The sequence below is a fragment of the Paraflavitalea pollutisoli genome, from assembly GCF_029360705.1.
Classification (GTDB): domain Bacteria; phylum Bacteroidota; class Bacteroidia; order Chitinophagales; family Chitinophagaceae; genus Paraflavitalea; species Paraflavitalea pollutisoli.
Genome location: NZ_JARKMX010000008.1, coordinates 1,529,981 through 1,556,365, shown reverse-complemented (window position 1 = coordinate 1,556,365; position 26,385 = coordinate 1,529,981). Strand labels below are relative to the sequence as shown.

Annotated in this window: 19 protein-coding genes; 17 read left to right on the top strand and 2 right to left on the bottom strand. The window is 51.0% G+C overall.

Features of this window, described 5'->3' with window-relative positions; genetic code table 11:
* Nucleotides 1-13 precede the first annotated feature (13 nt).
* Together P2W70_RS19945 and P2W70_RS19940 are read left to right on the top strand one after the other, a co-directional pair.
* Nucleotides 14-652, top strand: coding sequence for a carbohydrate-binding family 9-like protein (locus P2W70_RS19945; protein ID WP_276483277.1), 639 nt, complete (start codon nucleotides 14-16; stop codon nucleotides 650-652).
* Nucleotides 653-676: 24 nt separating this feature from the next.
* Nucleotides 677-1,726, top strand: coding sequence for a LacI family DNA-binding transcriptional regulator (locus P2W70_RS19940; RefSeq protein WP_276483276.1), 1,050 nt, complete (start codon nucleotides 677-679; stop codon nucleotides 1,724-1,726).
* Nucleotides 1,727-1,927: 201 nt separating this feature from the next.
* Here P2W70_RS19940 and P2W70_RS19935 read toward each other — a convergent pair whose 3' ends face one another.
* Nucleotides 1,928-2,785 (bottom strand): NAD(P)-dependent oxidoreductase, encoded by an 858-nt coding sequence (locus P2W70_RS19935; RefSeq protein ID WP_276483275.1) that lies wholly within the window; start codon nucleotides 2,783-2,785, stop codon nucleotides 1,928-1,930.
* Nucleotides 2,786-3,085: 300 nt separating this feature from the next.
* On the opposite strand from P2W70_RS19935, the gene P2W70_RS19930 reads away from it, so the two are divergent.
* The 10 genes from P2W70_RS19930 (at nucleotide 3,086) to P2W70_RS19885 (ending at nucleotide 17,415) form a co-directional block, all read left to right on the top strand.
* Entirely contained in the window at nucleotides 3,086-3,442 is a 357-nt protein-coding gene (locus P2W70_RS19930) for an SUKH-3 domain-containing protein (RefSeq protein WP_276483274.1), read from the top strand.
* Between the two features lie 176 nt (nucleotides 3,443-3,618).
* A complete protein-coding gene (locus P2W70_RS19925; RefSeq protein ID WP_276483273.1) occupies nucleotides 3,619-3,969 on the top strand; it encodes an ArsR/SmtB family transcription factor in 351 nt (116 codons plus the stop codon).
* Nucleotides 3,944-4,450, top strand: a complete 507-nt coding sequence (locus P2W70_RS19920; RefSeq protein WP_276483272.1) for an SRPBCC family protein — start codon at nucleotides 3,944-3,946, stop codon at nucleotides 4,448-4,450. The genes P2W70_RS19925 and P2W70_RS19920 overlap by 26 nt, the downstream gene beginning before the upstream one ends.
* A gap of 22 nt (nucleotides 4,451-4,472) precedes the next feature.
* Complete coding sequence (locus tag P2W70_RS19915; protein ID WP_276483271.1) at nucleotides 4,473-4,721, top strand: hypothetical protein; 249 nt, start codon at nucleotides 4,473-4,475, stop codon at nucleotides 4,719-4,721.
* Nucleotides 4,722-5,236: 515 nt separating this feature from the next.
* Nucleotides 5,237-5,989 carry a hypothetical protein gene (locus tag P2W70_RS19910; RefSeq protein ID WP_276483270.1) on the top strand — a complete coding sequence of 251 codons (753 nt, stop codon included), beginning with the start codon at nucleotides 5,237-5,239 and terminating at the stop codon, nucleotides 5,987-5,989.
* A 637-nt stretch (nucleotides 5,990-6,626) separates the two neighbouring features.
* The gene (locus P2W70_RS19905; protein WP_276483269.1) at nucleotides 6,627-9,941 is read left to right on the top strand and encodes a SusC/RagA family TonB-linked outer membrane protein; all 3,315 of its coding nucleotides are present in this window, start codon (nucleotides 6,627-6,629) and stop codon (nucleotides 9,939-9,941) included.
* A 28-nt stretch (nucleotides 9,942-9,969) separates the two neighbouring features.
* Nucleotides 9,970-11,904 carry a RagB/SusD family nutrient uptake outer membrane protein gene (locus P2W70_RS19900; RefSeq protein ID WP_276483268.1) on the top strand — a complete coding sequence of 645 codons (1,935 nt, stop codon included), beginning with the start codon at nucleotides 9,970-9,972 and terminating at the stop codon, nucleotides 11,902-11,904.
* A 31-nt stretch (nucleotides 11,905-11,935) separates the two neighbouring features.
* The gene (locus tag P2W70_RS19895) at nucleotides 11,936-14,788 is read left to right on the top strand and encodes a SusC/RagA family TonB-linked outer membrane protein (protein ID WP_276483267.1); all 2,853 of its coding nucleotides are present in this window, start codon (nucleotides 11,936-11,938) and stop codon (nucleotides 14,786-14,788) included.
* A gap of 24 nt (nucleotides 14,789-14,812) precedes the next feature.
* Nucleotides 14,813-16,495 carry a RagB/SusD family nutrient uptake outer membrane protein gene (locus P2W70_RS19890; RefSeq protein WP_276483266.1) on the top strand — a complete coding sequence of 561 codons (1,683 nt, stop codon included), beginning with the start codon at nucleotides 14,813-14,815 and terminating at the stop codon, nucleotides 16,493-16,495.
* A gap of 44 nt (nucleotides 16,496-16,539) precedes the next feature.
* The gene (locus P2W70_RS19885) at nucleotides 16,540-17,415 is read left to right on the top strand and encodes a hypothetical protein (protein WP_276483265.1); all 876 of its coding nucleotides are present in this window, start codon (nucleotides 16,540-16,542) and stop codon (nucleotides 17,413-17,415) included.
* A 181-nt stretch (nucleotides 17,416-17,596) separates the two neighbouring features.
* On the opposite strand, the gene P2W70_RS19880 is transcribed toward P2W70_RS19885, so the two are convergent.
* Nucleotides 17,597-18,922 carry a sulfatase-like hydrolase/transferase gene (locus P2W70_RS19880; protein ID WP_276483264.1) on the bottom strand — a complete coding sequence of 442 codons (1,326 nt, stop codon included), beginning with the start codon at nucleotides 18,920-18,922 and terminating at the stop codon, nucleotides 17,597-17,599.
* Between the two features lie 584 nt (nucleotides 18,923-19,506).
* Here P2W70_RS19880 and P2W70_RS19875 point away from each other — a divergent pair.
* The 5 genes from P2W70_RS19875 (at nucleotide 19,507) to aspD (ending at nucleotide 26,373) form a co-directional block, all read left to right on the top strand.
* A complete protein-coding gene (locus tag P2W70_RS19875) occupies nucleotides 19,507-20,481 on the top strand; it encodes a ribonucleotide-diphosphate reductase subunit beta (protein WP_276483263.1) in 975 nt (324 codons plus the stop codon).
* A 56-nt stretch (nucleotides 20,482-20,537) separates the two neighbouring features.
* The gene (locus tag P2W70_RS19870) at nucleotides 20,538-22,253 is read left to right on the top strand and encodes a ribonucleoside-diphosphate reductase subunit alpha (RefSeq protein WP_276483262.1); all 1,716 of its coding nucleotides are present in this window, start codon (nucleotides 20,538-20,540) and stop codon (nucleotides 22,251-22,253) included.
* 250 nt (nucleotides 22,254-22,503) lie between these two features.
* The gene (locus P2W70_RS19865) at nucleotides 22,504-22,839 is read left to right on the top strand and encodes a YegP family protein (RefSeq protein ID WP_276483261.1); all 336 of its coding nucleotides are present in this window, start codon (nucleotides 22,504-22,506) and stop codon (nucleotides 22,837-22,839) included.
* A gap of 175 nt (nucleotides 22,840-23,014) precedes the next feature.
* Nucleotides 23,015-24,712, top strand: a complete 1,698-nt coding sequence (aspT, locus tag P2W70_RS19860) for an aspartate-alanine antiporter (RefSeq protein ID WP_276483260.1) — start codon at nucleotides 23,015-23,017, stop codon at nucleotides 24,710-24,712.
* A 14-nt stretch (nucleotides 24,713-24,726) separates the two neighbouring features.
* Complete coding sequence (aspD, locus tag P2W70_RS19855) at nucleotides 24,727-26,373, top strand: aspartate 4-decarboxylase (RefSeq protein ID WP_276483259.1); 1,647 nt, start codon at nucleotides 24,727-24,729, stop codon at nucleotides 26,371-26,373.
* The last annotated feature ends 12 nt before the right edge of the window (nucleotides 26,374-26,385 follow it).

The window sequence follows — 26,385 nt, the reverse complement described above, 5'->3', positions numbered from 1 at the left end:
GTATATTACAGGTATGAAAGAACTGATTATCAAAGAAATTTCGATAGCGGATGTCAAGGATTTCCGGGCTATCGACGTTGCGCTGGATGCGTTGCCCAAAACCTCCATCAGCGAATCGCCCTGGGCAGCCAGCTATCCCTATCATCCGATGGTGCAGTTTGCCCTGGGATATGGGCCGGCGCACCTCTTTCTCAAATACTATGTCACGGAAAAGACTATTCGTGCGGTGACCAACCAGGTGAATGGCATGGTGTGGCAGGACAGCTGTGTGGAGTTCTTCATTACCCTGGATGAGGTTGCCTACTACAATATCGAGATCAATTGTATCGGCACGGCTTTGGTGGGTTTTGGTCCTTCTAAAAATGAACGGAATCGCCTGCCGGCGCCGGTGGTGGAGGAGATCGGGACGAGTAGCCATATCCGGCGCCTGTCGAATGATAAGTTGTTTCACTGGGAGCTGACGGCTTGCATACCGCTGACGGTATTCCTGCATCACCAGCCCGTTTCGCTGAAAGGTAAACGGCTGCGGGGCAATTTTTACAAATGCGGTGATCTGTTGCCCGAACCGCATTACCTGTCGTGGCAGCCGCTCGACAGTGCAACGCCTAATTTTCATTTGCCGGCGGCTTTTGGCAGCCTGCATTTTGTATAATCATCCACCAAAAACTACCGTACCATGTCGGATCACAAACTGCCTACTGTAAAATTGATTGCCAAGCAACTGAATGTGTCGGTGTCGACGGTGTCACGAGCGCTGAGCGATCACCCACGCATCGGACTGCGTACCAAAACGCGGGTGCAGGAACTGGCCAAGGAGCTCAACTATGAACCGAATGCCAAGGCGATCTTCTTCAAGCAGCGGAAGACATTCATCGTCGGTGTGATACTGCCGTATATCCGGGAGGAGTTTTTCAGTCAGGCCATCAGTGGTATCGAGGCGGCTGCGATGGAACATAACTATACGATCCTGTTTGGTCAGAGCTATGACAATCCCGATCGTGAGCGGCAGGTGGTAGAAGCTATGAAAAAGCAACGGGTGGATGGTTTGATCATCTCTTTATCGAAGGATACGAACAAATACGATCACCTGCTGGCCCTGGAAAAGTTCGATATTCCTGTGGTGTATTTTGACCGGGTACCGGTGACGGACCAGGTACATAAAGTGTATTGTGACCTGTACAAGGGCACTACGGAGATGGTGAATTGGTTGTTCAACCGTGGGTATCGCCGGGTAGCCTTCATCAATGGTCCGGATAAGTTGCCGGCCAGTAAGGAACGGATGAAGGGATACCTGGAAGGGGTGTCGCGGCAGAAGCTGAAGATCGATATGCAGATGGTGGAGACGACAGACCTGTCGCGCGAGAGTACACACGAGGCGATGCGGAAACTGCTGGCGCTGAAACACCGGCCCCACGCGATCGTGAGCTTCAATGATTATGTACACATGGATGCGGTGCAGTATGCCGAGCAGCAGAACATCCGCATCAACAAGGATATCGCCTTTGTGAGTTATGCCAACCTGCCGATCACGGGTTATACGGCTTTTCCGCCGATGGCGTCGATCGAGCAGTATCCATTTGGTCAGGGCAATAAAGCGATGGAGTTGATGATCCGTATCCTGAACCAGAAGGGTGATGTGGTGAATGGTCCGTTGGGCTATCAGCATGAAAAGGTGGAGCCGACGTTGGTGATGCATCAGCCGGTAGCTAGTAACTTGAAAATGTGAGACAATGAAATAGCAATACAGCTTTGTATAACGTAAAAACGGCAACGACTACAGGTGTGGTCGCTGCCGTTTTTTACATAGGTCTTTAGTAGTGGGCGTTAAATACTTGTCGCCAGGAATCCTGTGCTATTGTGGTGTGGCTCTTCGTAAAGGGTTCGTGTACTCCATTGCCTTGTTGCCTTTGTGCCTATATGCCTTGTATTAAGGCTTGGGAATGTTTTCGCTGCTGATGACGGTCCAGTCTTTGCCGCCCACGCCTTTGGCGATCCATTGGTCCATGGTTTCGGCGATGGCCGGGATAGCGGTGAGGGTGGTGCCTGTGCTGGCTGCCTGATCGAGGAAGAGCTGGGTATCCTTGCGGGCCATGTTAAGCTCCCAGGAGGGTTGGTCGTAGGTGCCGGCGGTCATGCGCTTCATACGGCCGTGTAACATACCGGCCGGGTTCCACATTTCAAATAGTTTGGTGACATCGCTTTGTGGCAGGTCGAGCGACTTGGCCAGCGCGAGCGTATCCGAGAGGCCGACGGTGAAGGCTACCAGGAAGCAGTTGCCCATGAGTTTGATGGCGGCGGCTTGTCCCTCGTTGGGACCGAAATTGAGCAGCTTGCCGGTCATGCTTTCCAATACCGGTGTGTATTTCTCTACGACTGCCTGATCGCCGGAGACGAGCATGAAGCCCGAGCTGTCGAGTGCATTGGAGGGGCCCATGAATACCGGTGCATGAAGGTAGGTATATCCCTTGGCTTTCCAGGCGGCTGTGCGTTCGATGGCACCCTGTTTGGATGTCGTGGTATGATCGATGATGGTGGCACCGGGTTGAAAGCCTGCTGCTGCTTGCGCCAGGACTTCGTCTACGGATGCGTCATCCTTGACGGTGATGTGGATGATGTCTGCTCCTTTCACGGCGTCTGCTACGTTGGCAAATGCTTTGGCCCCGTCTGCTTCGAGGGCAGTTGCCCGTGATGTGGTTCGGTTCCATACCTGAACGGCTTCTCCTTTCTTCAAGAGCGCTTTTGCAAAATTGGACCCCAGGAGGCCCATGCCTAAAAATGCCCGCATATAGAATTATTTTGATAAAGGTAGGGAAAAAGGCGATGAGGCATCGAGGCACCCAGGCATAGAGGCAACGAAGGAAAGAGTATGCGGTATAGGAACGGGAACAGAAGGGTAATCACCCGCGAAATGACCGGATCAAGCGGAGGGCGTTGGCGATTTGTTCATAAAGTGGTTATGCGCTATTTTGGCGCATACATCTTAATTTGAATCATGGGGTTTACTGATAAAAAGATTGAAGCCATCATGGATGAGTGCGGTTGGTACGAAGGCAGAAGTATCAATATAGAATATTAGTTTGATGACTTGGAGCGGGCGGGGTTGGCTATTCCGGAGGGGCCGCTATTAGCATTGCTCAAGGAGTTTTGGAATATACGGGTGGAGTTTTCCATGCCGGATGGAAAGTTTGGTGAGATATTGTTGAATATTGAAAACGGCAGCGGTATGACTAAACCCAAGGAGCTCCTTTCACTAGAGCGTGTTCTGCAAACTACTTTATATCCCGTTGGAACTTTGCATTTTGATAATGGCTTACTGCTAGCCACCCCTGACCTCCTGTTCTATATGTCCTGCGAAGCAGGGATTTACCTCTTGGGTAAAACATTTGAAGAATTCCTCGACAATACGATCAATCAGAAGCCCATCCTGCGTTACCACTTTTGATGCTTAAGGGTGGGCTGTGTACGCGTACGGGCTGTTGTATGTGCTGTACTTCAGCAGGAGCCTTTCTTTATCAGTTATAATATCTCTTCGGCAGTGTAGGCTTCCGTAATGCGGTAAGATTTATTTGTGCAAGTAAATGCTTGCGCATATATTTGCAAGCAAATACTTGCCTATTTATGGAGACACGCAGAGATGTATTCCAGGCGATCGCCGATCCTACACGGCGGCAGATCATTGGTATGGTGGCTGCAAAGCCATTGAATCTGAATGCCATTGCCGAGCAATTCGATATGACCCGCCAGGCGGTGTCGTTGCATGTAAAGATCCTGGAGGAGTGTGGTTTGCTGATGGTCATGCAGCAGGGGCGGGAGCGGCTTTGTGAAGCGAAACTGGATAAGCTACAGGAGGTGCAAAGCTGGGTAGACCAATACCGTCAGTTCTGGGAACAGCAATTCGATTCGCTGGATAAATATTTACAAAAAACACAAAAAAAGAAAGCAGATGTCAACAGCAAACGCAACAAGTAATGCTGCTTCCCTGACGGTGAAGCGTGCGGTGAAAGCGCCGCGTGACCTGGTATTCGGAGCCTTTGCCGACGCGGCGGCCTTATCGGCATGGTGGGGGCCAATGGGCTTTACCATGACGGTCACCGAGTTTACTTTCAAACCGGGTGGTCATTGTCTGTTTAAAATGGAAAATGGTGATACGGTTATGTGGGCTAAGCTGGTGTATGGTGCCATCGAGCGGCCGGATCGTTTGGAGATCACGTTGTCTTTCTCCAATGAGTCGGGTGGTTTGACGCGTGCCCCTTTCTTTGCGCACTGGCCTGCCGAGATCATTAATGTCTTCACGTTTACCGAGCAGGATGGCATCACGACGATCACCAATCAATGTTGCCCGGTAGATGCTACGGATGCCGAGGTGGCGAGCTTTGAAGAAAACAAGCACAGTGTACGTGGCGGTCTGGAAGCATCGATGGACAAGTTAGCGGTACTGCTGGAAGGGTAGTAGCTGGTCTTTCTTTACGCGTGTGGTCTTTCGTATCTTTGATCGGAATGATCCTAAAACAGTCGTTATGCCGGATGCCGATAAAAAACTACAGTTGATCGCTGAGATCCTTCACATTGAAGACGAGGGGTTATTGGATGCATTGGAAAGGCTCGTGAACGAGCATAAGGTTCTTGCTCTGCGTCAGCAAGGGGGAAGAGGCGCAACTGCTACCTGGTCGACGAACGATGTGGACGAGATGAACCGGATGATCGAAGACGGGTTTATGTAAGATGCATCACATGGGTTGGTAGATATTATTGAAAAACGCGGCCGATTTGCCGCGTTTTTTTTGCAATGGGGGGTAGGGTGACTGTATCTTCACTCATCTATTTACTGCTTTCGCTTTATGCCGGGAATTCTCCAAAATATCTTCTCTCAAACGATCAAACCCGCCATGGGATTGCGTTTGCCAATTGTGGATAACGTGAATCCGCGCCCCGCCTGCATTTCACCTTCCGGGACATGGGGTTGACATGGAGTTGACCCGGCGTTGACTACCCGCTGATATGTATCATCAATTAAGCCACTAGGGGAGCGCTATATTATAGATATACAGTTACTACCTACTTTTTATTACTTCGTCTGTTATGATCTTTTACGGGTATGTTAGGGGCGTGGATAGACTTGCCGAGGTGACCGGTGCTGTGTTGCATGTCAGTCTATTTTGGTTCAAAAACGATCAAAATGGTTCAAGAATTTGGAACCCGCCCTGCCGGAATCGTACCATTGCAGAAACTTTATCCTATGGCAAAATTAGATGGTCTTTTGAAATTGCGTGGCTCGGTGGGGGGGCTTACGTTCGTGCGCGGAGAGCATGGTGAAACCTATGTGAAAGAAAAAAGCGGTCCGCGGCCATGCCGGCTGAAAGACGGGGAGGACTTTGCCAACTCACGGCGGGCGGCGGCAGAATTCAAGACGTCGGGGAAGGCGACCCGTACTTTCCGGTACGCCATGGATCGTCTGCTGGCAGGTGTGGAGGGACGCAGCCTGACCGGGCGTATCAATGCCTGGCTGTTGCGGGCGATCCAGTCGGACGCGGTGAATGAATGGGGCTACCGCCGTGTGGAAGCCGGGGATCTTACTGTACTGGAAGGATTCGAATTCAACGAGTCCTTACCGCTGGAAGAGCTGCTGCCGCTGAACCTGCGTGATCGTGTACCGGCAGGCCGTGACGAGGCCCGGATCTCTGTGCCGGGATTCCGGTTGCGGCGTGCCGATAAAAATGTGCCCAAGCTGGCTACCCATTTCCGGATGGTGTCGGCGATGATCTTTGTCGACTTTGATAAACACACGTATTCACGGGCCGTACGAGTTGGGCCAATGACAGCTATTGGCCGGAAAAGCGGAGCCGATTTCGACTTCGATCATGGTATTGTGCCGAAGCCGGGTGAACTGAGCTTTTGGCTGTTGGGGGTTGAGTTTGTAAGGCAGGAGGGCGATAAGCCTGTGGTCGTGCGTGGTGGGGCTGTGCGTTGTATGCGGGTTTGGGGAGCTTAATTAGTCATTTTTCCAGATTTGTTCTGTATGGACGCAATGCCCCGGTGATTGCCATACTGCCGTACTTTTCGCATCGACCTCAATCATGTCGTGGCACCGTCTCTTTTACTCCTTATATATATTATCTATACCGCTCCCCGGTTGCCGGGTTGAACATGCTATCTGACGACGGGTGGTAGGGTAGAGCATGATGTAATGTATGATGTACCACGCTACCCAAACACCCAGTATTACCAGGTCTCCTGTAGTGCCTCTTTTGATGCAAGTGGGGTATTCTGTTAAATGAGGGGGGACGATCTGGTAGGCCTATTGTAGCCGCAAAAACAGGCAACTATACGCCAGAAAATGGCGAAGTAGTAGGCCTGCGTAGGGGTGAATTAAACTAATTGATTGATTATCATTACCTCAATTTTCCGATGTAGAGGAATTGACGTAGCTACTATTTTGGTCTTTCCTACACGAAATGCAAAATTGCATCCGTTATTTCAATCAAACCCCAAACGAAATGCTTGCACACTGCCAACTCTTTTCCCGGAGTTCCTCCGGTCAACTTCATAGGATTACTCTTCCTACTTCCGGTTTACGATTAACAAAAGGCTCTTAAGAATTTCATTTATCACCAAACAACTTTATGAGGATGATGACCAAAAGTCAACTTTTGTGCCGACTCCTGTTGTTCCTGCTGACGATTGCCGTCCAACAACAAAGTTTTGCACAAACCCGCAAGATCAGTGGCACCGTGAAAGACGAAAAAGGTGCACCCGTGTTCGGCGCCTCCGTCTCTGCGGAGAAATCGGGTGGTCCTTCAGTCGGTACTTCGACTGACAAGGATGGCCACTTTACCCTTACGATCGATGCTTCTTACAAGAAACTGGCGATTACCAACCTGGGTTTTGCCGGTCAGGAAGTGACGATCGGTAACAAGACCGTCTTCGCTGTAAGCCTCGAGACCGCCGAAGCCGCCAGTCTGACCGATGTGGTCGTGGTAGCTTATGGTCAACAGAAAAAGGCGTCGGTCACTGCCGCTATCAGTACCGTGAACGCTAAAGAAATCGTTCAATCGCCGGTATCCAACCTGAGTAATGCACTTGCAGGCCGGTTGCCCGGTTTGATCTCGATGCAATCATCGGGCAAGCCTGGTAATGACGCCTCCACCCTGTACATCCGTGGTGTAGGTACCTACAATGGCAGTACTTCGCCGTTGATCATGGTGGATGGAATCGTGCGTGACACGTACAATGACATCGACCCCAATGAGGTGGAAACGATCAGTATCCTGAAAGATGCTTCTGCTACCGCCGTATTCGGTGTACGTGGTGCGAATGGTGTGATCCTGATCACGACCAAGCGTGGTAAGGAAGGTAAGCCCAAGGTAAGTGCGACGGTACAGTCGGCCCTGAACCAGTTTACCCGCATGCCGGATTACGTCAACTCTGTACAATACGCCACCCTGCGTAACGAACAGGCTTTCGAGACCGTTTGGCAAAACCTGGCCAATGATCCCGAAGTAGCCAATAAGGCCGACGGCTGGGCCAAGTTTGTGGAGAAAAGAAAGACGGCCTATAAACCGCTGTTCAGCGATGAGGACCTGAAGTACTATGCCAACGCGCACACGCCCAAACTGCCCGACGGATCGCCCAATCCTTATTATGATCCTTATTTTCACCCCGACCAGGACTGGCAGTCGCAGATCTATAAGAACACTGCGCCTCAAACCCAGGCCAACGTCAATATCACCGGTGGTACCAAGGGGGTGAAATACTTCCTGTCTGCCGGTTATCTCACGCAACGTGGTTTGTTCAATACGGATTATATGCCTTTCTCTAAAGAAATGGATTACCGGAAAGACCGTTATAACCTGCGCGGCAACTTTGATTTTGATGTGAACGAAAACTTCAAGATCGCGGTGAATGTCGGTACGCAATTCGTCAATATATCGGGGATGAGCAATGATGGTTACAATTACGAAAAGAACCTGATGTGGACCAACCCGATGGGTTCTCCTGGTTATATCAACAATCGTTTTGCTTTCATCTGGCAACGCAACGCCGAGCAGTTCAATCCCCTGTACAGCCTGGCTCAGCGGAACGAGTATAACCTCAACAACAACAGCACGCTCAACTCGGCTTTGAAACTGACCCATAAGCTTGATTTCATTACGAAGGGGCTTTCTGTGAATGTGCAGGCTTCTTACGACAGCTATTTCTCCAGTACTTCGAGTGGTAGTTCAACCCCGGTGATGTGGGCAGTGCGTGAGAATCCCAATGGGGACAAGCTCGATCCCATCTGGGTGCAGCTGAACAACGAGGCGCCTTCTACACGCGCGGCCAATTATTTCAGTGGTAAGTGGCGTACCTGGTACAGCGAATTTGCGATCAACTATAGCCGCACCTTTGGCGACCATGCTATTACCGGTTTGGCGATGGCCAACCTGAGCAAGAACTTTAATCCAGATCTCGAATACAGAGTGCCGCATGCTTACCAAAGTCTGGTAGGCCGTTTTACCTATGCTTATAAAGGCAAGTATCTCGCGGAAGCTGATATGGGTTATAATGGATCGGAGAATTTCCCCGATGATATGCGTTTTGGTTATATGCCCGCCTTTTCGCTGGGCTGGATCGTAACCAAGGAAGACTTCTTCCCGGACAACGACTACCTGACCTTCCTGAAAATACGGGGATCATTCGGCCGGGTTGGTAACGACCGGATCGGTGGCGCCCGCTTTTTGTACCTACCCGACGTATGGTCGTACAGTGGCGGTAGCAGTGCCGGTACGATGGATGGCTACTTCTTTGGTCAGACAGGTGTGAACCGTCAATACGTACAGTCTGCCCGCGAAGCCCGTTTGGGTAACCCCAATGTGACCTGGGAAACGGCTGAAAAGGCCAATATCGGTTTTGAGTCAAACTGGCTTAAGGACAAGTTGACCATCGGCTTTGATTACTACACAGAAAAGCGGTGGAATATCCTTTCTTACCGTGGAACTGTGCCCGGTATCGTGGCCGCTACTTTGCCTCCTTATAACCTCGGCCGGGTGAATAACCACGGTATGGAGGTCGACCTTTCTTATCGCGATAAGATCAACAAAAACTTAGGCTACTGGGTGAAGGGCAATTTTGCTACCAATAGCAATAAGATCATTTTCAGAGACGAAGCGATCGTGCCAGGTCTCGAATACCAGGCTGAAACCGGAAAGCCCATCAACCAGCAGTTGTATCTGCAGGCCAATGGTCTCTATACTTCCTGGGCCGACCTGTATGAAGTAGATGCTTCCAACAATCCCATCCTCAACAGGCCTGTACTCGCGAAAGACGCTAATGGCAAGCCTTATAAGAATGGTGCTGGTAATGATGTGTACGAGAAAGACCTGACATTCGGTAATGTACCGTTGCAGCCCGGTGATGTACGTCTGAAAGACGTCAACTTCGATGGTGTTGTAGACGACAAGGACCGTGTAAGATCCAACTATACGGATATCCCCCGCTTTACTTTCGGCTTCTCTTTTGGCCTCAGTTATAAAGGATTCGATTTTTCGGCCTTGTTTCAGGGAGCTGCCCAGGTTGCCGCCAATCCTATGCGCGCGACGAACCTGCACTTCAATGGTACTACAGAAGCTTTGTTTGAAGTAGACTGGACGCGCTTTACGCCTGAGCGTTACGCTGCCGGTGAGGAGATCAATTTTCCCATCGCTGCCTACAACCGCCAGGCTTACCGGAATACCTATTTCAACATGAATACTTCTTATATCCGTCTGAAGAATGTGGAAGTAGGGTATACGTTCCAACGTGGCATTCTGCAAAAAGCAGGATTGGGTTCTGTTCGTATTTACGCGAATGGCTTTAACCTGTACACCTGGAGCGAAAATGATATCTGGGGTGATCCGGAGAATATGGGCTTTATGGGTTATCCGCTTACGCGCACTTACAATGCCGGTATCAATGTAAGTTTCTAATTGTCGAATCTGATTAAACGAAAACAGCATGAAAAGGATCAATATACCATTAGTACTCCTCGCCACTTCGGTAACGATGGGTATAATGACAACGGGTTGCAACCGGGATTTCCTGGAAAAACCCAAGGGGAATGATGTGACCGTGGATACGGTGTTTCATACACAACGGCAGGCTCAATATGCTGTGGCGGATATGTACGCCTGGTGTGTACCTACCGGCTTTGTACAAAACAACTCGGCCGACAGCCGGGAAGATGTACTGACCGACCAGGTGCATTTGCTGTTGCCCGGTGCGAACTGGGTGGCTGGCAACCTGAACTATCAATTTTATGTGGCCGGTGGTATGGGCCCCAACTACAGTATTGACCGGGGGCCGGTAACGCAGCGTGGCTCTACCGGTACAACTGCGTTCAGCAGCTGGTACCGTTCGGTGCGCAGGGCTAACCTGGTATTGAAGAATATCGATAAGGTGTCGGATGCTCCCGACGAGTGGAAGTCGGATGTGAAGGGACAGGCTATTTTCTGCCGTGCCATGGCGCATTACAGCGCTTTCCGCCTGTATGGTGGTATTCCTATTGTATCGGATGTGTTGTTGGGTGATGGTAATGTAGCCATTCCCCGTGCTTCTATCCAATCACTGGTGGATACCCTGGTGACCTGGTGCGATCAGGCGGCGGCATTGTTGCCTCCTACACGCCCCACCACCGATTATGGCCGTATTACCAGCCTGGCGGCGCTGGCCTTGAAAGCGCGCGTGCTGTTGTATGCTGCCAGTCCCTTGTACAATACGCCCGAAAACATGAAGTCGGCTATCTCCGGTGCGCGTTTTGGCGACGCCCGTGATTCTGTGTTAGCTTATCCTGCTTACAACAAAGAACGTTGGAAAAGAGCTGCCGATGCTGCCAAAGCGGTGATCGACAATGCCAATGCTTCCGGTGTGTATCTCTACAATACGGGTAAGCCCACGACTACGGTTCGTACGGATAATTATGCAGGCCTTGGTGACTACGAAGCTGTTTCCAACAACGTGATGGGTACCACCGGTACTTATGGCAACCCGGAGATGATCCTGGTCAACACACGCCACATGAACGACCCCAACCGTTATGGCTGGGCCGACTGGGGACGTTACAACTCTTCGAAAGTTCGGATGAGCGAGTGGGGTGCTAAGAACAATGTGCCTGTCGAGTTCCTGCAGCAATATGAGAAAAGAGATGGTACCAAGTGGACGGCGACGCCCACCGGTACTGATTTCAAGGCTTATTTTGAAGGGCTGAACCTCGATCCCCGTGCTTATCAATCCATCGCCTATGCCGGTCAATGGTGGAATAATGGCCGTCAGTTCCTGGCTTACTACAAAGCATCAGGTGCGACTGATGGCGCTTATGCAAAGGGGTTGCTGGTGGATGATACCAATGCTGGTGATGGTATGGGTAGTGCGGTCGAGTGTACCAAATTCGTAGCCCGCGTGGACAACAACAATGATGGCCATTTCGTGTGGCCCGTTTTCCGCCTGGCCGAGTTTTACCTGGCTTATGCTGAAGCGATGAACGAGTATGCAGGGCCTTCTGCTGAAGCCTTCAATGCCATGAATCTCATTCGTCAAAGAGCGGGTATGCCCAATAAGGATGCTTCCATGCTGCCTGATCAGCCTGCTTTCCGTGTGGCTATTCAAAACGAGCGTTCGGTAGAGCTGGCTTTTGAAGACCACCGCTACAATGACCTGCACCGCTGGTTGACTGCGCATGTGGTGTTGAATACCAACCTGCGTGGATTTGCGGTGACGGCCTCCAGCAACGGCGTTACGCCACGTCCTTCCAATCCGTTCCTCAAGTGGGAGTTGGTGTCTTATGGTGCACGTACTTTCCCTACCAAGTATTACTATGTTCCTTTCCCTTACTCGGAGATCAGTATGCGGTACCTGGGTGGAAAAGATTGGGACGGTCAAAACCCCGGTTACTAACCAAAGCTTCGTGAACGTTTAACTGCAAACAATGAAAAATAAACATGTCAATATAAAAGTACTGATCGCGCTGGTGTTGTCGACGGGTTATTCCGCGGCCAAGGCGCAGTCGGGTACTGCTGTGCTGCCCGATACGATCGTTGTGCCTGCCAAGGCTTCTTTGGTGGATCAGGGGATCCGGAGTGAACAAACCTGGAGAACGACTGGCGCTACTTTTACAATTACCGGTGAAGATCTCGCGCGTACGAATGCCGGCAACCTGCTGAACAGTTTGCAAGGTCGTATACCTGGCCTTACGGTTACTACGGGTTCGGGCGAGCCGGGTTATGATAACCCGACGCTGTACCTGCGTGGTCAAAGCAGCTGGAATGTGGCGGGTAATGCTATCGCCGTTTTCCTGGACGGATTCCAGGTTGACCTGAACGCGTTGTCGGCGCTGTCGCCTTTCGAGATCGAAACGGTGACGTTGCTGAAAGATGCGGCGGCTACTGCTATTTATGGATTTAACAGTGCTACCGGCGTATTGAGCGTGCGTACCAAGGAAGGCACGCAAACCGGTAAGACGAAGATCGAGGTGAATGGCCGCTATGGTAACCTGCGCCCCATCTCGATGCCGCAGGTGATGGATGCCTATGGTTATGTAACTGCGTACAACCAGGCTTTGAAAAACGATGGCTTGCCCATCAAGTATTATAATCCGGAGTTGTACAAGGCTACCGATGATCCTTTCCACCCGAATGTAAACTGGTATGATAAGATCCTGAACAATAGTTCCTCTAACCAGGACTACAGCGTGTCTTTCCGGGGTGGTAATGACCGCGCGCGTTTTTTCGTGCTGGGTGGTTTTACCGACTTTACCGGTGCATATAAAGATGCCACGGCTATCAGTCAGGACAATGGTACGAATGCCAAATATCGCCGGTTGAACCTGAGGGCCAATGTGAACCTGCAGCTGAACAAGAACCTGTCGGTGAAAGCAACCGTATCCGGTATTACAGAAGACCGCAATACGCCTTCCGGATTTACAGCGGCTTCGCTATTCTCGAACCTGATGAAGATACCTGCTGCTGCTTTCCCCGTGAAGAATCTGAACGGCAGCTGGGGCAATAATGCGGTGTACAATTTCAACCCTGTACAGCTGCTGCGCCAGAATGGTATCTACAGCTCGCATACACGGAGTTTGCAAACCAACCTGAGCTTTGTACAAAGGCTCGATGCGCTGGTAGAGGGCTTGTCGGTACACGGCGGCTTCTCGTTTGCGAATCAATATGTAGGTGTTTATAACAAGAGCTTTTCCGTTCCTTCTTATGAGATAACGAAAGATGCTTACGATAACCCCGTGCTTGATGCCAACGGCAATGCTGTTTACAGGGTGCTAGGCGCTGTAGGGCAAAATATCGACGATGCCGGTAATCAGCATTGGAACAGGAACACCCTGCAGTTGGGGGTGAATTATGACCGCCATTTCGGACGGCATAGTTTTACCGGACTGTTGCAGGCCAACCGTACCAGTTATGACCACCAGGATCAGATCTATGAGGTGGCGGAGCAGGGACTGCGCGGTGCGGTTACCTATGATTTCGACCAGAAGTATGTAGCCGACCTGTCGTTCTCTTATGCCGGATCGGGCGACTTCAAGGCAGGCGATCGTTATGGTTTGTTCCCGGCCATTGGCCTCGGCTGGATCGCCAGCAAGGAGTCTTTCCTGCAAAACAACAAGGTGGTTAGCTTTCTGAAGGTGCGTGCTTCTTACGGCGTTACAGCCAATACCAATGAGAATTTCCGTTTCCTGTTTGAAAGATGGGGTATTAGAAGCAGCGACATTCTCCTGGGTACGAACAATGCAACTTTCCAGGGCCGTACCGAAGGTCCTTATCCCAATGCCGACTTCTCCTGGGAGCAAAAGCAAACCCTCAATGTGGGTGTTGATCTGACGTTGCTGGATAAACTGAATGCCAGCATCGACCTGTTCCGCGAAAAACGTAAGGGTATCCTGGAAGCGCCGGTGAATGTACCTGCCTATACGGGTTTTGCTCTGCGCTCCACTAATAGTGGCGAAACGATCAATCGCGGTATCGAGCTGAGTTTGCAGTACCGTGATAAGACGGCTTCTCAATTCGAGTATTATGGAGGCGTAGGTTTTTCATTTGCCCGTAATGAAATTACCGCCCGTGCACAGGATGCTCAGCCTTACAGCTACCTCTATGAAAAAGGGTATCGCATCAACCAGTTCCGTGGCCTGCAAAGCACCGGCTTTTACCAGACTGCTGATTTTGATGCCAATGGCAACCTGTTGCCCGGTGTTCCCAAATCGACCTATGGCCAGGTGCGCCCCGGCGACCTGAAGTTTGCAGACGTGAATGGCGACGGTATCATCAATAACTATGACAAGAGTCCGTTGAAGTTCACCAAGCTGCCTGAGATTACCCTCGGCGTGAATATTGGCTTCAAGTATAAAGGTTTCGATCTCGATGCTTTTGTACAAGGGGTGACGAACAGAACGGTCAGCCTGCTGGATGATGCCTTCGATTACACGCATCCTTTGGCCAACAACAACAACATCACGGCTTTCTCCAGCAATCCCTGGACACCAGAAACGGCCAACAGTGCTACCACGCCCCGTTTGTCGACCCTGGTGAACAACAACAACAACCAACAGGCCGATTTCTGGCTGCGTGATGGTGGATTTGTGAAGCTGCGTAGCGTAGAAGTAGGCTACAGTGTTCCTGCAAAAGGGATGCTGAAGAAATTCGATATTCTGCGGGTGTACCTCAGTGGTAACAACCTGCTGAGCTCGAAGATCGAGGGACTGGAGCCTGAGCGTTTGTCGATGGGTTATCCCCTGATGAAAACCGTTACTGTAGGCCTTAAAGCGAAATTTTAGTATTCACAGTTGAAAACTACGAGGATGAAAAACAAGTTTTATATCATGCTATATGTGCTTCTTGCGGTTGCGGGGATTACCTCGTGCAAGAAGGACTTCCTGGATTTGAAGAAAATTCCGGCTGATATGCCGATCGAGATGATGTACAAGCGGTACGATTATATCCAAGGCATCGTTTGGAATGCTTATACCTATCTGCCGGATGGTTTTGCCGCGATGGATATGGAGGCTGCCACGGATGATGCCTATCATACCAACGTCAACAATCGTTCGCACACCTATAACTATGGTGTATGGAACCGTTTCGACAATCCGGATGCGCGCTGGAATGAATCTTTCAACGGGATCTTCCAGACCAACCTGTTTGTGAAGAACCGGGATTCGGCGGACCTGACATACCTTGCCAACGGCATCGTAAACAACGACTCCGTGACGTACAAGCGTGCGGTGAACAACCTGAAGTTTATGGAAGGTGAGGTTTATTTCATCAAGGCGTTCCTGTACTTAGACCTGGTGAAGCGTTACGGTGGCGTGCCGATCATCGACAAGGCGCTGGATTATAACAAACCGGAGAGCTGGCAAGGCTTGCCCCGTAATTCGGTAGACGAGGTATTCAAGTACATTGTGTCTTTGTGCGACAAAGCGGCGGTGATCATTCCGGATAGTGTACGCACCAGTTCGGCGACGAGCTGGTACGAATCGGGCCGTGTGACCTTTGCGGCCATCAAGGCGCTGAAAGCCCGTGCGCTGTTGTATGCTGCCAGTCCCTTGTTCAAGGAAGCGGGTTCAACTTATACGTGGGCAGATGCTGCTGCGGCGGCGCGTGAGGTGATCGCTATGAATGTATTTAACCTCGATGCTACCTATGGCAACCTGTTTGGCGCTACGAACTTCAGTTCTACGGAGTCGATCTTCTTCCGGCGCCATGGCAACCAGAATGGTCTGGAGCGTGCCAATTTCCCCATCGTGTTTGAGAACAGCAATGGCAACAGTATTACCCCGAGTCAAAACTTTGTGGATGAGTTTGAGGTGAAGAGTGGCAGTACCTCCGTTCCGTTCGACTGGAGCAATCCGGCACATGCGAATGCGCCTTATGCCAACCGGGATCCCCGGTTAGCGGCTTCGGTGATCTTCAACGGTGCTACGTACAAATCGACCACGATCCAGACTTACTATGGTGGTAACAGCGCTCAACCCAAGTTGAATGCTACCAAGACTGGTTATTACCTGTCGAAATATGTCAACTCCAGCGTGGACCTGCTCAACAATACGACTACCGCGCATCAGTTCATGTACATCCGCTATGCGGAGGTTCTGCTGAACTATGCGGAGGCGATGTTCAATGCGTATGGTGCTACGGGCCTTCCGCCGAACTATGATTTGACGGCCTTGCAGGCGATCAACCGGGTACGTGCCCGTGCTACCATGCCTGCGCTGACGACCCTGACCGCTGATGCGATCGTGCATGAGCGTCGTGTGGAGCTGGGCTTTGAAGGTCATCGCTGGTGGGATCTGCGCCGGTGGAAGAAGGGTAGTGTATTGGGTTCTCCTGTAAGAAGTATTTCAATTGCGCTCAGTGGTGGTGCCTTTGTGTACACGCCAACGAAGCTGGAAGACCGTGTATGGGACGACTCGAAGATGAACTGGTATCCTATTCCTGAGAGTGAGATCATCAAAACCGGCTGGACACAAAATACCGGTTGGTAAGAGCCCCTGATACAGGTTTTATTAACGCTACAAAATCTATAGGTATGCAATCTGTTAATCGATTCAATATAATCAAAGCGCTGCTGCCACTGGCGGTAGGCGCCAGCGTACTGGCGAGCTGCGAAAAGAGCAGCAATGACAGCTACGAAGTGTATGCGCCGGTCGATAGCCTGGTGGCCACCTTTACGGTGACCCCGGTGCCGGGTAATGACGCCAAATTTGTGATCACCAATACAACTAAGGGCGATGTGGTGGGCACACGCTGGGATGTGGGTAAGACGGGCAGTGCCCTGACGATGGGAAAAACAACGGATACGGTATTTTATCCGCTGGCCGGCACTTATACTATTAAAATGCAATCACTCGATAAGCGGGGCAAGCTGTACAGTGCGCCCAATGTCAGTGTGACCACTACCAAAAATGACCCTGCCTACGACAACCTGATCAAGGGTGGTAGGTTCAATGCCGGTGATGAGCAATATTGGGGTAAGTATGATGCCAATGCGGCCAAGATCATCTGGACGCTGGGCAACAATGCCTATACCGCTACCACGGCTACCAGACCGGTGACGGCTGGTGTGAATGGCGGTATTTACCAGGCTGTGCAGGTAGTGGCGAACAAGACTTATCGCTATACCATGAATGGCGCTTATGGGGTTACGCAGGATGCGTGGTTCCAGATCCTGTTTGGCCAATCGGTTCCGGCAGATGGCAAGGATTATTCCGATAACCAGAAGATCAGTTTCATCAACTGGGGTACCTGGACGGCCTTCAACGGCACCAAGACGGCTGACATGACATTTGGCGCCAGCGGCACCATCTATGTGGTGATCAAGGCAGGTTGTAATGCTTCAGCCGGTCATTTCAGTTCACAGGGCCTGGCGGTGTCTAATGTAGATTTCCGTCGCATCCAGGAATAATTTCCGGCTTCAAGTACTAGCAATCGTTTATAGGTCGCCGCCTCCAGTTTTGGGGGCGGCTTTGTTTTTTGGGGAAATTGTATATTTTGAAACCGGCTATACGGGAGTGGCCGTACGGCCCGGCTTTCGCTGCGGTGTGAATAAGCCGATGGAGCGTGGGCAAAGCGGCGGCCGTGCTTGATTATTGTAGCGGGATGGGTTGTAATACGCTCTTTTCCCATTGGGCGTACATCTTTTTCAACGCGTTGAAAACATCAGGATGTGTGGACTTCCGGTCATTTATCTCGCGCTGGTCGGTACTGAGGTCGAACAGGAATTCGCCCTTTTCGTCCTGCAGGTATTTCCAGTTTCCGTGCTGGATCGCTTTCTGTTGACTGCGTTGAAAGGTGCGCCAATAGAATGTACGGTCGATGTTAGTTTTTCTGCCCGTCAATATGGGCATCAGGTTGATACCGTCCAGGGGGAATGCGGATGCGGGCCTGGCACCTGCTGCCGATAAGATGGTGGCTGTCCAGTCCATGGTGATCGCGGCCTGTTGTGTAATGGTGCCAGGACTAATTCTGCCGGGCCATCGCACAAGGGCGGGCACGCGTATGCCTCCTTCCCACAAAGAGCCTTTGGCTTTAGAGAGCCCTGCCTGATCGGAGTACCTTTCTCCGCCATTGTCGTTGGTGAAAATGATGATCGTTTGCCCGGACAATTGTTCTTCTTCCAGTGTTTTCATGATCGCACCAATACCGTCATCGAGGCTTTTCATCATAGCAGCGTAGATGGCGGCGGATCCTCCTGTTCTAAAATTGACCGTGTCGGCATAAGGTGGATCCTGCGGGCCTTGCCAGGGCCAATGCGGGGCATTGTAGGCGAGGGTTATGAAAAAGGGTTTCTTACGTTGCTGCCTGATGAAGGTTATGGCTTTTTGGGTGAACAGGTCTGTCAGGTATCCCTCTATGTATACAGGAGTGTCCATTTCATAGAGATCGTTTGTTTTCCTGTCGCCTTTGTGTGACCTATAATCTGCTGCGCCACCACGGATGCCGAAGAAATAATCAAATCCCGCTTTCACGGGGCTGTGCTCCGGGCGAATACCCAGGTGCCATTTTCCAATGAGGGCTGTTTCATATCCTGCCGCTTTCATCAAAGTGGCAATGGAGGTATAGCTGTTGGTCAATCCGATCGTGGTGTCCTTGCCTTCTCCGGTAAGCGGCTCATAGAGACCTACCGGCGTTCTTGCAGGATAGCGGCCCGTCATAAAAGCTACGCGGGTGGGGGTGCACAGCGGAGCAGCAGCGTAAGCATTGACAAACTTTATACCCTGAGAAGCGAGTGTATCGAGGTTGGGGGTTGCGTATTCTTTACGTCCGTAACCGCTCAGGTCTCCGTATCCCATATCGTCGGTCATAATGTAAATGATATTGGGGCGTTGTGCTGGTGTGTGCAAAGTAATCAACAGGAGCACTGTAATCAGCGAAATCCGCGGCCGTAAGTGGCTATGTGTAAACCTGCTCATAGATAGATGTTTTTAGCTTCCCCTATTATTAAAGAACCGGTATCACAAGGATCCATAAAGACATAGAAGGTAATCTATTTGACGGTGCGGGCCGCGTTTTTTATGGTTGGGCGTTTGTAGACGGAGCAGAGGTGCTGGCAGGGTGATCTATGAACCGGCAAAAACCATTATGCCGATCCGGGAAGGCCTGGCTACGGCGGTTCGGCCGGATTTTAGGAAAAATGGTTGCTTAAGTAACTGAAAGCTATCGCCGTTAACCGGGGTAGCTTTTAACGCGGAGTAGGCGTAGGAGCGTCGGATATCCGTGGAAATGGGTACGGGCTGTGCTGGGATTGTGTTTCACGGGAAGGGAATCTGGCGCAGGGAGGGTAGGGCGCCTGGTCAACATCAGACTATGTCATTCGTGTGGAAATTTTACGATGTATTATACACAGGCTGTTGATTTCTTCTTTGCCCCCCGATCAAAAATATCCTGACCTTTATCGACCCGCTCAACCAAAGTATCGCTACAGTAATTGGTTGATTGTGCGGGGCCAATGGCAGGTTGGTCCATGACATTGTTTCATGTATAAAGAATTTTAACTATGGGATTATTTGACAAGAGGGTACAGTATAAGCCATTTGAATACCCTGAGGTGCTCCAGTACACCAATGCTATTAATAAGTCTTTCTGGGTTCATTCGGAAGTTGACTTTACAGCGGATGTGCAGGATTTTCATGCCCATTTGACACCTGCAGAACAAAACGCGGTTAAGAACAGTTTGTTGTCCATCGCCCAAATTGAAGTGGCCGTAAAATCTTTCTGGGGCAATCTTTACCAGCATTTTCCCAAACCGGAGCTGAACGGACTGGGTTCTACGTTTGCAGAATGTGAATTTCGTCACTCCGAGGCGTATTCCCGTTTGCTGGAAGTGTTGGGTTATAATAATGAGTTTGAACAATTGTTGAAGGTGCCCGTTATTCAGGAACGTGTGAACTACCTGTCGGCGGCACTGGCCAATACTAAATCGACCGATAAGAAAGAATACACTGTTTCGCTGATCCTGTTTAGCCTGCTCATTGAGAATGTGAGCCTGTTCAGCCAGTTTGCTATCATCCTGGCCTTTACCCGGTTCAAGGGCCTGATGAAGAATGTGAGCAATATCATTGCCTGGACTTCGGTTGACGAGCAGATCCACGCCAATGCCGGCATCTTCCTTATTAATAAGATCAAAGAAGAGTATCCCGAGATCTTTACGCCTGATACGATCCAACAGGTGCAGGATATCGTTCGTCAGTCTATCGACACAGAGAGCCGTATGCTGGACTGGATTTTCAATATCGGAGAGATCGAGATCGTGAAGAAATATGACCTTACCAACTTCATGAAGAGAAGGGCGGACGACAGCCTGCAGCAGATTGGTCTGCAGCCTATTTTCAACGTCAGCAGCAAGGAAGCGAGTGCGATGCTTTGGTTTGAAGAAGAAGTATTCTCGAATAGCCTGGATGATTTCTTTGCCAAACGTCCGGTGGAGTACACCAAGTTTGATAAGAGCATTTCGGCGAATGACCTGTTTTAGTGATCAGATACCATTATTAGTTAAAGAGCTACGCAAACCCATTAAGTCTATTGAGTATGACAACATTATTTGAAACTGCCTTGCCTGCTTCCGAGCAACTGCCGGACATTGCCGGAAAATACGAGCAGGAAAAATTATGGTGGAAGAATGAAGAGAGTGAGCAGGTCCTCAACAGGGGGTATTTACTGAAAGGTGAAACCGTTGAGGGCGCCATCGAACGTATTTGTGCTGCTGCTGCTGCCCGCCTGTACAAACCTGAGCTGAAAGACGCTTTCAAGGAAATGGTGGAGCGCGGATGGATGAGCCTAAGCTCACCGATCTGGGCCAACATGGGTACGGAGCGTGGATTGCCGATCTCCTGTTTCAATGTGCACGTACCCGATGATATCGAAGGCATCACGCACAAGCTGGGTGAGGTGATCATGCAAACCAAACTGGGTGGTGGTACCTCTGCTTATTTCGGTTCATTACGTGAGCGTGGCAGTGCTGTTACCGACAACGGTAAGAGTAGCGGTGCGGTGAGCTTCATGCGCCTGTTCGACACAGCGATGGATACCATTTCACAGGGTGGTGTACGTCGTGGGGCTTTTGCTGCCTATATGGACATCGACCATGGCGATATCGAAGAGTTCCTGTCTATTAAAGATATTGGTCACCCGATCCAGAACCTGTTCAACGGTGTATGTGTTCCCGATTACTGGATGCAGGACATGGTGGATGGTGATATGAAGAAAAGGCAGATCTGGGCTAAGGTGCTGGAAAGCCGCCAGCAAAAGGGACTTCCTTATATCTTCTTCACCGATAACGTGAACAGGAATAAACCCCAGGTATACAAAGATCAGAACCTGACCATCAACGCCAGCAACCTTTGTTCTGAGATCATGCTGCCTTCTACCATCGATGAGTCGTTCATCTGCTGCCTGTCGTCGATGAACCTGGAGCTGTACGACGAATGGAAAGATACCAACGCCGTTAAGCTGGCGGTGTTCTTCCTGGATGCTGTATTGCAGGAGTTCATTGCTAAAACCGAAGGCAATCACTTCCTGGAAGCGGCTAATAAGTTTGCACGTCGTCACCGCGCCCTGGGCCTTGGTGTATTGGGATGGCACTCTTACCTGCAAAAGAATATGATCCCCTTCGAAGGTCTGCGCGCAAAGCAATTGACCGTGGCGATCTTCAAAGATATCCAGGACAAGGCCATTAAGGCCAGCAAGGACCTGGCATGGATCTATGGTGAGCCCGAGTTGCTGAAAGGATATGGCAGAAGGAATACGACGCTGATGGCGATTGCGCCTACCACGTCTTCCAGTGCCATCCTGGGTCAAAGCTCTCCCGGCATCGAGCCATTCAGCAGCAACTATTATAAAGCTGGTTTGTCGAAAGGCAACTTCATGCGGAAGAACAAGTACCTGAAAGAATTGCTGATCAAGAAAGGCATCGACAATGAGGATACCTGGAGAGGCATCATGCTGAACCATGGCAGTGTTCAACACCTGAAGGAACTGAACGAGGTCGAAAAAGATGTGTTCAAAACGTTCAAGGAGATCAGCCAACTGGAGATCATACAACAAGCGGCTATCCGCCAGGAGTATGTGGATCAGTCTCAGAGCCTGAACCTGAACATTCCTTCGGATCTTCCCGTGAAAGAAGTGAACAGGCTGCTGATCGAAGCGTGGAAGCTGGGTGTAAAAACCCTGTACTACCAACGCAGCCAGAGTGTGTCGAAAGAGCTGGTGACCAGCCTGGTGACCTGCAAGAGCTGTGAAGCTTAAGTTACAGATGATTTATGATAACTACGGCGCGCCAGGAAAGGCGCGCCGTTTTCTTGTGCGCCTGTTTCGATTTGTTGGCATGTTGATTTTGTTGTTGTTGCACAAAACCCTTACTTTAGAACATCGATTTTCTCCGACCTGTTATTTCCTCTTTCCATCTACCCCCGCCTTGAACTCACGGTCTGCCTGTGCATCCCCAGCATGACCAGTGCAGCCTGCCGATCTATTATTCATCCATAAAAACTTGATCATGGGCAAGTTTGTCGTGTCTACCCGTTCCAATGGAGAATACCAGTTTGTGCTGAAAGCCGGTAATGGTGAAGTGATCCTCACCAGCGAAGGCTATAGCAGCAAGGCCAATTGTCACCACGGCATCGAGTCGGTGCGTAAGAATGCACCTGACGTGGACCAGTATGACCGTAAACACTCAGCCAATGGCAAACAGTATTTCAACCTGAAAGCCGCCAATGGCCAGGTGATCGGCACGAGCCAATTGTATGAAAGTGCTTCCGGTGTATCGTCGGGTATCGCTTCGGTACAGCACAATGCACCCGATGCGACCGTCGAAGAGCCTGCGGCTGTATAGACCGCTTACCGGCTTGCCGGTACCTGTTTCTTTTTCTGCTATCGACTTTTATCTGCTCCACCCAATCTGTCGCTCGTGTCGACGGATCAGGTATTCCTGTCTGTTACCGAAGCCCTGGTCGCGTCGTTTACCCGTTGCGCCCGCTATTCCAATAGATTAACCTAAATATTCCATTATGTGGTTTGTTGATGTACTGCGTCAATATCCAGAACTTGCTGTATTCCTTACGCTAGCCCTTGGTTTTTTTATCGGCCCCTTGAAGTTGGGTAAATTCTCGCTGGGTACCGTAACCGCTGTATTGCTCGTGGGTGTACTGATCGGGCAACTCGATATCGAGATCTCTCCTCAGGTAAAGTCTGTTTTCTTTCTCATGTTTCTGTTTGCCGTCGGCTATAGTGTAGGTCCGCAGTTCTTTCGCGGCCTTAAGAAAGATGGTATTCCCCAAATGGCTTTTGCTGCGCTGGTGTGTGTGCTGTGTCTTGTTTTTCCCTGGCTTTGCGCCATCGTCATGGGGTACAATGCCGGACAGGCCGCAGGGCTGCTGGCGGGTGCCCAAACCATCTCGGCCGTGATCGGTGTAGCCAGCGATACGATCCAACAACTCAATATCGAGAAGTCTGCCCAGCAGTCGATGATCAATGCCATCCCCGTATGTTATGCCGTTACTTATTTGTTTGGCACTGCCGGTTCTGCCTGGTTTCTGGCCAGCGTAGGGCCCAAGCTATTGGGAGGTCTGGAAAAAGTGCGGCAGCAGAGTAAGGAGCTGGAAGCGAAAATGGGCGGCGGTGGTGAGTTTGATGAACCCGGCATGATCGCTGCTGACCCGGTGATCTCATTTCGTGCCTTTCGGGTAACCAGTCCCTGGTTTGCCGGTGGTAAGACGGTGAAGGAGGTTGAGCAGTACTTGTTGCAGCAGCAACACCGCCTGTTTGTAGAGCGCATCCGCCATGGCCGTGACATCGTTGAGGCAGCGCCCACCGCCGTTATACAACCCGGGGATGAAATGGTATTGAGTGGCCGGCGTGAACATATTGTGGGTGAGTTTGGGCTGGTGGGGCCGGAGGTGGTGGATGGTGAACTATTGCATTTTCCGGCGGAGGCGTTGGCTGTATTGATCAGCAAAAAAGAGATCAGTGGTATGTTGGTAAAGACCTTGCGCAGCCAATCGTATATGCACGGTGTTTTTATACGGGAGATCCGGAAAGCGGATGTTCCGGTGCCGGTGTTGCCGGATACGATCATCGACCGGGGCGATGTACTGGTATTGGTAGGCACTAAAAGAGATGTGGAGACGGCGGTAACGCAGATAGGCTATGCCGACCGTGCAACGAATAAAACCGACATGTTGTTTGTGGGCCTGGGCATCGTGATTGGAGGTCTGGTGGGCGCTGTAACGTTTCATGTGGGTGGTGTACCACTTAGCTTGAGCACGAGTGGTGGCGCCTTGATCGCAGGCCTTTTCTTTGGGTGGTTGCGCTCGCAGCATCCTACGTTTGGCCGTATTCCCGAACCGGCTTTGTGGGTGATGAATAATGTTGGCCTCAACATGTTCATCGCGGTGGTAGGGATATCGGCTGGTCCCAGCTTCGTAGAAGGTTTCAAGCAGGTAGGGCTGGGGCTTTTTGTGGCTGGTGCTGTGGCTGCCGTGGGGCCTTTACTGGTAGGGCTACTGCTGGGCAGGTATGTATTCAAGTTCCATCCGGCGCTTACGCTGGGTTGCACGGCAGGCGCGCGTACGACGACGGCAGCGCTGGGCGCGATCCAGGATGCCATCGGTAGTAAAACACCGGCACTGGGCTATACCGTAACCTATGCGGTAGGTAACACCCTCCTGATCATTTGGGGTGTGGTGATCGTGTTGTTGATGAAATAATTAAATCCTCATACATGGCTAAACTCACTAAGATCAGCACTTCACGTGCTCAGGAGAAGGAGTTGCTGCAATTGAGTCCGTTCGAACTCAAGAATACCCTGATCGGGTTGGCACAGGCTGGTACGGAAACGAATGCCCGGGCGATGCTGAATGCCGGAAGGGGGAACCCCAACTGGATTGCCACTACGCCCCGGGAAGCTTTTTTTACGCTGGGATTGTTTGGGTTGGAAGAATGTAAGCGAACGGACCATGTGCCCGGCGGACTGGCTGGTATTCCGGACAAGAAAGGCATTGCGCAGCGGTTTGAGAAGTTCCTGTCTTCCAACAAAAAGGCGCCTGGCATCGAGCTGCTGGCCGGCCTGTATAAATATGGCATCCGGCAACATGGGTTTGATGCCGATAGCTGGGTGCATGAACTGGCTGAGGGTATTATCGGCGATCAGTACCCGGTGCCCGATCGTATGCTGCGTTACCCGGAGAAGATCGTTCATGACTACCTGGTGCAGGAAATGTGTGATGGCAAAGTACCCCGGCGGCCCTTCAAACTTTTCGCCGTTGAGGGTGGCACGGCGGCGATGTGTTACATCTTCGATAGCCTGATGCAGAATTACCTGGTGCAGAAGATGGATTCTATTGCGCTGATGGTTCCTACGTTCACACCTTATATCGAGATTCCCGAGCTGGAACGCTACGAGTTCAATGTCGTCAAGATCAATGCTTCGGCGATGACGCGTGAAGGGCGCCATACCTGGCAATATCCGGACAGTGAGCTGGATAAACTGAAAGATCCTGCCATCAAGGTATTGTTTGCGGTGAACCCGAGTAATCCGCCATCCAGGGCGATGCATCCGAATAGTCTTAAGCGTATCGTACAGATCGTCAAAGAGCACAATCCCAACCTGGTGATCGTGACGGATGATGTGTACGGCACATTTGTGCCCGGCTTTCGATCGTTGATGTCGGTGATCCCTTACAACACCATTGGGGTGTATTCCTTCTCCAAATACTTTGGGGCTACGGGCTGGCGCCTGGGGGTGATTGCGATCAACGAAGACAATCTCTTCGATACGTTTATCGACAACCTGCCGTGGAAACAAAAGCAGGCTTTGCGCGATCGGTATGGCACGATTACGCTCGATCCGGATGAGTTATTGTTCATCGACCGGATGGTGGCCGATAGCCGGCAGGTGGCGCTCAACCATACGGCGGGTCTGTCGTTGCCGCAGCAAATCCAGATGCTGTTGTTTGCCGCTTTTGCTTTGCTGGATAAACGCAATAAATACAAGAAGCTGACCCAGCAGCTGGTGCAAAAGCGGCTTTCACTGTTGTGGAAGGAGTTGCAGATACCGCCCGTGTCGGATGCGCTCAATGCTGGTTACTATACCGAGATAGATATCCTGGTGTGGGGACGTAAGGTATATGGTGACGAGTTCAATGAATGGCTCAAGCGAAATTTCGAGCCGGTAGATATTCTCTTCCGACTGGCCGAAAAATCGGGGGTGGTATTGCTGAATGGTGGTGGCTTTGAAGGGCCGGAATGGTCTGTGCGGGTGTCGCTGGCCAACCTGCCTACGGAGATGTACAAGACCATCGGGCAATGTATCACGACCGTGATGAAAGAGTATGCCGCCAGCTGGAAGGCAGGGGAGGGGAAACAATAGCTGACCTGGTTT

Coding starts and splice junctions, on each gene's coding strand:
- P2W70_RS19940 (WP_276483276.1), top strand. CDS start 677: ATGTCGGATCACAAACTGCCTACTGTAAAATTGATTGCCAAGCAACTG.
- P2W70_RS19920 (WP_276483272.1), top strand. CDS start 3,944: ATGTCAACAGCAAACGCAACAAGTAATGCTGCTTCCCTGACGGTGAAG.
- P2W70_RS19900 (WP_276483268.1), top strand. CDS start 9,970: ATGAAAAGGATCAATATACCATTAGTACTCCTCGCCACTTCGGTAACG.
- aspD (WP_276483259.1), top strand. CDS start 24,727: ATGGCTAAACTCACTAAGATCAGCACTTCACGTGCTCAGGAGAAGGAG.
- P2W70_RS19910 (WP_276483270.1), top strand. CDS start 5,237: ATGGCAAAATTAGATGGTCTTTTGAAATTGCGTGGCTCGGTGGGGGGG.
- P2W70_RS19875 (WP_276483263.1), top strand. CDS start 19,507: ATGGGATTATTTGACAAGAGGGTACAGTATAAGCCATTTGAATACCCT.
- P2W70_RS19865 (WP_276483261.1), top strand. CDS start 22,504: ATGGGCAAGTTTGTCGTGTCTACCCGTTCCAATGGAGAATACCAGTTT.
- P2W70_RS19905 (WP_276483269.1), top strand. CDS start 6,627: ATGATGACCAAAAGTCAACTTTTGTGCCGACTCCTGTTGTTCCTGCTG.
- P2W70_RS19925 (WP_276483273.1), top strand. CDS start 3,619: ATGGAGACACGCAGAGATGTATTCCAGGCGATCGCCGATCCTACACGG.
- aspT (WP_276483260.1), top strand. CDS start 23,015: ATGTGGTTTGTTGATGTACTGCGTCAATATCCAGAACTTGCTGTATTC.
- P2W70_RS19870 (WP_276483262.1), top strand. CDS start 20,538: ATGACAACATTATTTGAAACTGCCTTGCCTGCTTCCGAGCAACTGCCG.
- P2W70_RS19895 (WP_276483267.1), top strand. CDS start 11,936: ATGAAAAATAAACATGTCAATATAAAAGTACTGATCGCGCTGGTGTTG.
- P2W70_RS19935 (WP_276483275.1), bottom strand. CDS start 2,785: ATGCGGGCATTTTTAGGCATGGGCCTCCTGGGGTCCAATTTTGCAAAA.
- P2W70_RS19885 (WP_276483265.1), top strand. CDS start 16,540: ATGCAATCTGTTAATCGATTCAATATAATCAAAGCGCTGCTGCCACTG.
- P2W70_RS19945 (WP_276483277.1), top strand. CDS start 14: ATGAAAGAACTGATTATCAAAGAAATTTCGATAGCGGATGTCAAGGAT.
- P2W70_RS19890 (WP_276483266.1), top strand. CDS start 14,813: ATGAAAAACAAGTTTTATATCATGCTATATGTGCTTCTTGCGGTTGCG.
- P2W70_RS19880 (WP_276483264.1), bottom strand. CDS start 18,922: ATGAGCAGGTTTACACATAGCCACTTACGGCCGCGGATTTCGCTGATT.